Annotated in this window: 6 protein-coding genes; all 6 read left to right on the top strand. The window is 49.7% G+C overall.

Annotated elements, in window-relative coordinates; genetic code table 11:
- Positions 1-138 precede the first annotated feature (138 nt).
- The 6 genes from HY879_03380 to HY879_03355 all read left to right on the top strand — a co-directional run bounded on the left by HY879_03380 (position 139) and on the right by HY879_03355 (position 9209).
- Complete coding sequence (locus HY879_03380) at positions 139-645, top strand: UpxY family transcription antiterminator (GenBank protein MBI5602372.1); 507 nt, start codon at positions 139-141, stop codon at positions 643-645.
- Positions 646-750: 105 nt separating this feature from the next.
- Positions 751-2385 (top strand): nucleotide sugar dehydrogenase, encoded by a 1635-nt coding sequence (locus HY879_03375; protein MBI5602371.1) that lies wholly within the window; start codon positions 751-753, stop codon positions 2383-2385.
- Positions 2386-2396: 11 nt separating this feature from the next.
- Complete coding sequence (locus HY879_03370; protein ID MBI5602370.1) at positions 2397-3485, top strand: DUF362 domain-containing protein; 1089 nt, start codon at positions 2397-2399, stop codon at positions 3483-3485.
- A gap of 132 nt (positions 3486-3617) precedes the next feature.
- Positions 3618-4883 (top strand): DegT/DnrJ/EryC1/StrS aminotransferase family protein, encoded by a 1266-nt coding sequence (locus tag HY879_03365; GenBank protein MBI5602369.1) that lies wholly within the window; start codon positions 3618-3620, stop codon positions 4881-4883.
- 392 nt (positions 4884-5275) lie between these two features.
- A complete protein-coding gene (locus HY879_03360) occupies positions 5276-8215 on the top strand; it encodes an O-antigen ligase family protein (GenBank protein MBI5602368.1) in 2940 nt (979 codons plus the stop codon).
- Between the two features lie 199 nt (positions 8216-8414).
- Complete coding sequence (locus tag HY879_03355; GenBank protein ID MBI5602367.1) at positions 8415-9209, top strand: hypothetical protein; 795 nt, start codon at positions 8415-8417, stop codon at positions 9207-9209.
- Positions 9210-9349 lie beyond the last annotated feature (140 nt).

Below are 9349 nucleotides of genomic sequence, written 5' to 3'. Positions count from 1 at the left end.
ATGGATATGAAGATTAATTCTTGTCAACCTATGGTCAGGCAGGATGCCTGACCTATCTTACTACAGATCCACACGGAAACACATAAACAAGGTCCACTATGTCCCTGTGGGGCTTTGGCTAATAGAGAGTTCAAATTGATGAACGATAAAGAAAACTGGTATGCGATTTATACTAAAAGCCATTATGAACAGAAGGTCTATCAGGCCTTAACCGATAAATCCATCTCCGCCTTTTTACCCAGAATCGAGACCATGAGCCGTCGGCTGGATAGAAAAAAAAAGATCTGGCTCCCCCTTTTCCCTGGATATGTTTTTTTCTGTATTCCCTGGGAACTTAAACTGTATTGGGAGGTGTTGAAAACCTCCGGGGTGGTCAAGGCCTTGACCGTGGAAGGTAAGCCGATTCCCGTTCCGGAAGAGGAGATCCGTTCCATACAGATTGCCGTGGACAGCCTGCAGCCTCTTTTCCCCCACCCCTTTGTCCGGGAAGGAGATCGGGTAGTGATTGAAAGGGGGCCTTTGCAAGGCGCTCAGGGTATATTCATTTCCAGACAGGGGAAAATGGGAAAATTTGTGGTGGGCGTGGAGTTGTTGAACCGGGCCGTATCCGTTGAAATAGAACCGGAATTTATCCGGAAATTATAATTCAGATTAGACAGGATTAACAGGATCTATTGTATGTAATTGCTCTATGTCCAAAGCCCGTACCCTATAGACCAAATAGACAAGAAATGGAGGTTTTTATAACTTATGGAATATTCACTGGCCCCTACGGGAGAACGATTTTCTCTCCCGAACGCCGAAGATAAGGAAATAGAAAACAGGCGGCTCCGCACCCTGGTCGAAGAACAACGCCGTTTGGATCGGGAGATCGTGGTGGTCATGGGAGTCGGCTTTGTCGGGGCGGTGATGGCCGGCGTGATTGCCGATTCTCTGGATGCTCAGGGCCGATCCGGGAAGTTCGTCATCGGCATGCAGCGACCCAGCTCCAGATCCTTCTGGAAGATCCCTTTTATCAATCGGGGAGTTTGTCCGGTCACCGCTGAAGACCAGGAGGTGGCCCCGTTGATCCGGCGTTGTGTCCTGGATAAAAAAACCCTGACAGCTACCTTTTCCATGGAGGCCCTCTCCCTGGCCGATGTGGTCGTGGTTGACGTTCAATGTGATTTCATTAAAGAAGATCTGGGCCATGTCAAAAGCGGTAATGCCGATATTCAGGCCCTGGAAGAAAGTTTCAAGATTATCGGGCAGAAAATTTCTCCCAAGGCCCTGGTCCTGATCGAAACGACCGTACCGCCGGGAACGACCGAATACATCGCCTACCCTTATATTAAAAAGGCTTTTGAAGAAAGGGGTCTGTCCGAGGATCCTCTATTGGCCCACAGTTTTGAACGGGTCATGCCCGGGAAAGAATATGTGGCTTCGATCCGGAATTTCTGGCGGGTCTGCAGTGGTATCAACGATGAGGCCAGGGCCAAGGTGGTTCGATTCCTTTCCGAAGTCATCGAGGTGGAAAAATATCCATTGACGGTCTTAGACCGGCCCATGGAAAGCGAGACCTGCAAAATCGTCGAAAACAGTTTCCGCGCCACCGTGCTGGCCTTTATGCATGAATGGAGTCTTTTTGCTGAACGCAACGGGGTGGACCTGGTCAAGGTCATCGAGGCCATCAAGGTCCGTCCGACCCACAATAATATCCTGTTCCCCGGCCCGGGGATCGGGGGCTATTGTTTGCCCAAGGACGGGGGGTTAGGGCTTTGGTCTTATAAACACCTGATGGGTTTTCAAGATGATATCTTTCAGATCACTCCACTGGCCATCGATATCAATGATACCCGGGCCCTTCATGCCGCCCAATTGGTCCGGGATGCCCTGCGCAACAAAAACCGGATTGTGGCCTCTTCCCTGATTGCGGTTCTGGGGATATCCTACCGGGAGGATGTGGGGGATACGCGTTACAGCGGCTCAGAACTTCTGGTCCGGAAGTTAAGCGAGATGGGGGCGGAGGTCAGGGTCCATGATCCTTATGTGGATCGTTGGTGGGAGATGGAAAAACAAGACGATTATCCGATCCATAGCAGCTGGTCCCGTTTTTTCCGGAATCAGGAAGGGCTGACCAATCTTCTGGTATCCAAAAGCATTCCGGAGGCCGTACAAGGAGCGGATGCCTTGGTCTTGGCCGTTCGTCATCTGCCTTATCTGGAGTTGGATCCGGACCAGGTCGTAGACTGGATTGGAAAACCGGCGGCGGTCATCGATTGTTTTGGGATACTGAGAGACGATCAGATCCGGAGATATTTCGAGCTGGGCTGCGAGGTGAAGGGCTCCGGCCGAGGCCACATCAACCGCATCAAACGGGAAGTGTTGGGTGGAAAAAACATTTGAACGGAATTTTTATGAACTCCAAAGTCGCTGTTCTAAAAACCAGCCCGCAGACCGTCTTTGACGATATCAGCCGACTGGTCGAATGGGCTGAATTGAAAAAGCATCTCGATCCGACCCGGCCGGTCATCCTCAAAGACAACATCTCCTGGCATTTCCCTTTTCTTTCCGCCAATACCACCCCCTGGCAGTTGGAGGGGATGATCCGGGCCTTACAGGAAAACGGCTATAAGGAGTTGGTGGCGGTCCATAACAATACGGTGGTCACCAATCCCGATAAGGGTGGAAGGCTGAACAAATTGACCCCCATCTATCAGAAATACCGCATTCCGGAGCTCTATAATTTCAAGAAAGAACAGATCCGATGGATCGATTATCGTCCCAAGGCCCGAATGAGGGTCCTGGATCGTATCTTTCCCCGGGGAATCCGCATCCCCGAATTCTTCATAGGGAAAAATATCGTTCATCTTCCGACCGTTAAAACCCATATTTATACCACCACCACCGGGGCCATGAAAAATGCTTTCGGGGGTCTTTTGAATACCAAACGACATTATACCCACAGCGTCATTCATGAAACCCTGGTGGATCTCCTGGCCATCCAAAAAGAGATCCATTCCGGGATTTTCGCTTTGATGGATGGGACTCTCTGCGGTTCCGGCCCTGGGCCAAGGACCATGATCCCGGTGGAAAAGGATTATCTCCTGGCCAGCGGCGACAGCGTCGCTATTGATGCGGTAGCCGCCCATATGATGGGCTTTGATCCTCTGAAACTGCCTTTTATTCGTCTGGGTTTAGAGGACGGGTTGGGCCAGGGAAAGTTTGAAGACATTGATGTCGTGGGGGAAGATGTCTCCCGGGAAAATTTCGGATTTCAAGTGGGGGATAATTTTGCCAGTAATATAGGAGACCTCTTATGGTTCAGCCCCTTCAGGAAATACCAGAAGATTTTTTTTCATACCCCTTTGGTTAATCTGTTTATCTTCGGGTCCTTTTTTTATCATGACTTCATCTGGTGGCCTTTCAAGGGCACCCCTATGATGAACCGGTTAAAAAAAGAATCCAAGTGGGGGCGGTTTTTTTCGACCTATCCGGATTTATGATGTTTAAAATTTTCGTTGTGGGTTACGAGTTGTGAGAGGGAAACTTGTTCATTCTCAACCGGCAACCTGTGCCTCGTAACAGTAAAATGTGAGAGAAAATCTCCAAGTGCAAGGAGCTTTAATCAATATCTTATGGACTTTATTGACCTAAAATACCAACAGCAACGGATTAAAGAAAAAATAGATTCAAAAATCCAAAAAGTACTGGCCCATGGGCAGTATATTATGGGCCCTGAGGTCAAAGAACTGGAGAACCAGTTGGCCGAATATGTGGGCGTTAGGAATGCCATCGGGTGTGCCTCGGGAACCGATGCCCTGCTATTGGCCTTGATGGGCTATGGTGTCGGCCCTGGCGATGCTATTTTTACCACCCCCTTCACCTTCATCGCTACTGCCGAGGCCGTCAGTCTTCTTGGGGCCACTCCGATTTTTGTCGACATCGACCCAAAGACCTTCAACCTCGATCCGGCCAAACTCGAACTGGCCATCCAGGCTCTAAAATCAAACGATCCATCAATCTACCCCTTGCCCCGGCCTTTGTCACCGAACGCCGAACGCCGAACTCCGAACGATTCATCTTTAAACTCTCCGAACTCCGAACGCCGAACTCCGAACTTTATAGATCCGTCACGCGCCACGCGTCACTCGTCACTGTCTCCGCGCGGTATTATCGCGGTGGACCTTTTCGGTCTCCCTGCTGATTACAATTCTATAAATTCAATTTCGCAGAAATTTAATTTATTTGTCGTCGAAGATGGGGCCCAATCTTTCGGGGCCGAGTATTTCGGCCGAAGGGCCTGCTCCTTGTCCGACCTGGCCTGTACTTCCTTTTTCCCGGCTAAGCCACTGGGCGGGTATGGGGATGGCGGCATGTGTTTTACCAATGATGATCCATTAGCCGAGGTGATGCGGTCTTTGCGGATCCATGGTCAGGGTAACGATAAATATGAAAATATCCGAATCGGGATCAACGGTCGACTCGATACGCTCCAGGCGGCTATTCTTTTGGCTAAATTGGAAATCTTCCCCGAGGAAATCGAACTGCGGCAAGAAGTGGCCCAAAACTATACCACCTTGATGTCTCCGAACTCCGAACTCCATACTCCGAACTCGCCCCCCGGATATCAAAGCGCTTGGGCACAATACTCTATTTTATCGAAGAGCGAAGAACACCGCTCAATAATAATGGAAAATCTTAAAAGGGGGGGCGTTCCCATGGCCATCTATTACCCCAAACCCCTTCATCTCCAGAAGGCCTTTGCCTTTCTGAATTATAGCGAAGGGGACTTCCCGATCAGTGAAGACTGCGCCAAGCGTATCTTTAGCTTACCTATGCACCCTTATTTGAAGCCGGAGGACCAGGAACGGATCATCAACATTTTAAGGGCAGCTCAATGACCTATGACCCTATGACCCAAGAGACCCAATGACTCAAAGACCCAATAACCCAACACCCACTTGCCCCCAATGCGGATCATCGAAACTCCGGCGAAGCCATTCCAGGGGACGACTTGAAAAATTTTTAAAATATTTCAACCAAAGGGCTTATCGCTGCAAAGAGTGCAACTGGCGAGGGATGATCGCGACAAAAAATCAAAAAAGCTATAAAAAACCATTTTTTAAGGGCTATTCGATCGGCAAGCTTGTCCTTGTCGGGGGGGTTTTGATTTTTACGCTGTACCTGATGATTTATTTGGTAAAAAAGATCGGATGAGGACTGATTAAAAATCTTAACAATTGAGCGAGCGGGGCAGGTACAGAAACACACATAAAAATTATTTGAGGTGGTTTTGTTTATACCTATTGTTCTTCTCAGTCTGCTGTATTTTGCCACGATTTTTTTCGGAGGGGCCCACCTTTGGGTTCAGACCCCCCTTATCCTTTTCCTGTTTTTCTTCACCTTAGCCATCCTCTGGCAGCAGACCTTTAAAAAACCCCAAAGCTATCCCTTGCAGGTCCCGGTTATTCGGGACCCGGTCTTTTGGGTCGGTCTTTTGTTTCTCTTGTGGACCGTCCTTTCTCTTATCCCTCTTCCTCCCGATCTCTTAAGAGTGATTTCGCCAAAGGCCTTCGAAATCTGGAATGGAACCCGATCAGTGGGAGGAGAATTTCCCCACCCCTTATCCCTTTACCCCTATATGACGGTCAATAGCTGGATCTTCGGTTTGTTTCTCCTTGCTTTTTATCAACTGGCCCTTTGGGGAATCAGATCGCGCAGGCAAATCCATTGGCTGGTCGTGGGCCTGATGGGTTTGGGAACCCTGGAAAGTCTTTATGCCCTGGGCCAGGTGGCTACGGCCAGGCCTTATGTGCTCTGGTGGCTGAAAGATGTGAGTCAAGAGGTGGCTACCGGGAGTTTTATCTACCGGAACCATTTTGCCTGCTTTCTGGCTATGATCATCTGCCTGGGCGTAGGCTATCTGTGGGCTTTGGGCAAAGAGCATCAGGAAAAAAATTTTCCAAATAAGCAGGCCCTGGTTTATCGGGCCGGGGTCCATATGGGCTCCCTGGGTATCAGGGGGATTATTATTTTGCTGGTTTTAGCCATGATGATTGCGGCCTTGCTGGTCACGGCCTCCCGGGGAGGGGTGTTGACCCTCTTGGCCGGCCTGATCATCATGGGCCTTCTGCTGGCGACCCGTTTTTTTAAAAGTCAGAAGACCGTCATCCTTTTGCTGGCCCTGTCCTTGATCTGCACTTATGTGGGTTTTGTGGCCCTGGACCGGGTCCTGGAACGCTTTCAATCCTTTGAATTGGGTTTTGAAGACCGGATGGCCTTAGCTCAGGAAACCTTTCGGATAGGCCGGGAGTTTCCGGTTTCCGGAACGGGGTTGGGGACCTTTGAATTTGTCTATCCCGCCTATCAGGCGCGGCATTTAGAGGCCCTGGGAGACTATGCCCATAATGATTGGGTCCAGCTTTTTGCCGAAACGGGGTCCATAGGGCTGCTGATCCTGGGAGGGGGTTTTATTTGGTTTATGGGGCGATCGATTGCCCTCTGGCGGAAACGCCGCGATCCTTTTAAGATCGGCTTAGGTCTGGGGGGCCTGGGGGCCATGGTAACGGTTTCCCTCCATTCCTTGAGTGACTTCAATCTGCACCTCCCGGCCAATGCCCTTTTATTGGCCTTGATCGCCGCTCTAACCTGGTCGGTTCTTAATTCTCCCGGATCGGAAGGTCGGGAAAAAGCCCCTCCGGCCAGGGCGGTCCTGAAAGTTCCTTTGTGGGCGGCCATACCTTTCTTGACCTTACTCACTTTCTTTTTTGGGGCCTTGTCATTGAGGACTTTTCAGGTATGGCAGGCTGATACTTTGGCCCGGACTGTTTGGAATTCAACGCTCCCATTTAATGAACCGACTGATTCGGATTTGCTAAAGGCCTGGACCCTGGCCCCCGGGAACGCTCGGTATTGGGGCTGGCTGGCCTCCCGAGTGACTGAAAAACCGGCCCTGGTTGGTCAGGTGGATGATAGGATCCACAAAGGAATCGGTGACTTAAATCTCTATCTCCTGGGTCAAGGGATAGTGCGGAATCCAACGGCCTGGAACATGTGGAGAGACTTTGCCTGGACGGCTTTTTTTAAGGCCGGTAAAGAGCCGAAGACCTACTTCCCTTTAGCGGAGCAGGCCTCTTTACAGGCCTCCCGTTTTCGACCCTATGCCTTTTCGGGGCATCTCGATTCCGGTATGATCGGTCTGGCCTCCTACACTCGCCAGGGCGGGAAGGGAGAAAAAAAATCATGGATGGAGGCCTTTAACCGGGCTTTATCCTTGAATCCCGATTTATCTCCCCGGGTAGCCGACCAGGTCCTCTTGTATCTTGGTCCGGGAGGGGCTAAGGAATTAACAGGTATCCTTCCAAAAGAGACAAAGTCCTATCTTTTGACCGGAGTTCATCTGTTAAAACAAGGGATTTATAAAGAAGGGCTGGAATACCTCAGGCAAGGGGAGCACTATCGGGAAAGGGAAATTGAACGCCTCTGGGAAGAGGCCCTTCCGGCCAGGGCCGGATCCCTGGATAAAAGAAAAGACATTTTAGAACAACTCAGAATCCTGGATCCCCGGTACCCCGGGCTCCTGCTGGCACAAGGAAGCCTATTGGAGGCCTTAAAATCTCAAGACCGCCGGCATGGAGTGCTTGGTGCGTTGTGGGACCGGAAAGAATTAGCCTGGAACCTTAAGCTTCTGGAAGAACAGAAACAAGGCTCTTTTACCGAGATTGCTTACTTTTTAGGGAGGGTGGCGGAAGAAGAAGGGGACCTTAAAAATGCCCGTTTCCAATTTCATCGGGCCATTCAGCATAATCCCCAATTTTTCCCGGCCTGGGTACGCCTTGAAAAGGTTTTGAAGCAGACGCTGCGCAGCGACGGAGATCGGGTGGAATTGGAAAATCTTCAAAAGAAGCTCGGGTTGTATGAAATGGACCGGGTGGTGGGGGATGCCTGGGTCCTGGAAGGCGTTTTTGAAAGATTGCCGGCCTGGAAGGCCCCTTTTAGGAACGGAAATCGATTAAGCCGGTTGGAGATTGATTTTTCCGGGGAGCCATCCGGGGCCTGGAAGCTTATTTTGGATGGACGGTTTGTCTCGGCCTGGGCCGGGAGCCGATATTCAGGAGAGAAAAAAATAATGATCCCTGAAGGAGAGCACGAATTTAAGTTGATTCATTTCAAGGAATCTAATAAAATTAAATTTGAAAAGTTGCCATTTAGATTGGCAATCAAATTTAATTAGTTTTCATTCGGAATCTCCGGATTTCCGGATGAAAACTAAACGGTATTCCTCCGAAAAGTTTCGGTAGGGGTAAAATACCGTCCTAATAATAGCAAGATACTGTCCAGGCCCTATTTCTCAATTATAGAGCATTAGGTATAGTAAGATTCTTAAAAGTCCCTGTCAGTCTGGGTGGGTCTGTGGCTAAACCAAAATATGCATGATTGATATACATTGTCATATATTGCCCGGATTGGATGACGGGGCCAAGGATCTGGAGGATGCCGTGGCCATGTGCCGGATGGCGGCGGCCGACGGCATTGGGACCGTGGTGGCTACTCCCCATTGCCGAAACGGTGTGTACCAAAATAGTGAACAGACTATTTTGCCCGTCTTGGAGCAATTGGAAGAGCATCTGAAAAAAGCAGGAGTGGACTTGGAACTTCGTCCAGGGGCCGATATCCATATCCATCCCGAAACGATTCCTTTTTTACGTCAAAACCCCAGGTTGTTATTAGGTGGGCGTTACTTTCTGCTCGAACTTCCGGCCCAATCCATTCCACCATTTACCCGGGATTTTATTTTTGAGTCCCTACTCGCCGGTTTTATTCCCATTATCACCCATCCGGAACGAAATACCATCATTCAAGGGTATTGGAAGGGCCTTGAAGAGTGGGTCAAGGCCGGGGCCTTGGTCCAAATCACGGCTATGAGCCTGACCGGGGCATTTGGCGGCCAAATAAAGGAAACCGCCTTTCAAATGGTCCGGATGGGGATGGCCCACTTGATTGCCACCGACGCCCATTCTCCAAGAAGACGCCCTCCGATCCTTTCGCAGGCCCGAAAGATATTAGAAACCTTCTTCGGTCCGGAACAGGCCCAGGCCATGGTAAAGGAAATACCCGAAAAGATTATGCGGGGGCAGACGATTGATGCCCCCCTTTTGAAGATGGCCTCACCCGTTCAGAAGTCGTTTTTTAAGAGGATGTTAGGGGGGTATTTAAATAAAAAATAAGTAACTATTCAGCAAAAAATTTGAAATAATTAAAAAAAGTTCTTGACAAGGTTTTGGACGCGATTTTGAAAAATCTGGATTGATACGGACATGATGGAGAAGCCGAGTGGAAAGCGTCATATTGTCTTGTGTAGGCCAGT

The organism is Deltaproteobacteria bacterium (assembly GCA_016219225.1).
In the GTDB taxonomy this organism is placed as follows: Bacteria; Desulfobacterota; RBG-13-43-22; order RBG-13-43-22; family RBG-13-43-22; genus RBG-13-43-22.
The sequence above is the reverse complement of the archived record's forward strand: the minus strand, read 5'-3'. Positions and strand labels throughout refer to the sequence as shown.

What these genes read in the sequence shown, in the direction of transcription:
- HY879_03380 (MBI5602372.1), top strand. Translation starts at nt 139, where the DNA reads ATGAACGATAAAGAAAACTGGTATGCGATTTATACTAAAAGCCATTAT.
- HY879_03375 (MBI5602371.1), top strand. Translation starts at nt 751, where the DNA reads ATGGAATATTCACTGGCCCCTACGGGAGAACGATTTTCTCTCCCGAAC.
- HY879_03370 (MBI5602370.1), top strand. Translation starts at nt 2,397, where the DNA reads ATGAACTCCAAAGTCGCTGTTCTAAAAACCAGCCCGCAGACCGTCTTT.
- HY879_03365 (MBI5602369.1), top strand. Translation starts at nt 3,618, where the DNA reads ATGGACTTTATTGACCTAAAATACCAACAGCAACGGATTAAAGAAAAA.
- HY879_03355 (MBI5602367.1), top strand. Translation starts at nt 8,415, where the DNA reads ATGATTGATATACATTGTCATATATTGCCCGGATTGGATGACGGGGCC.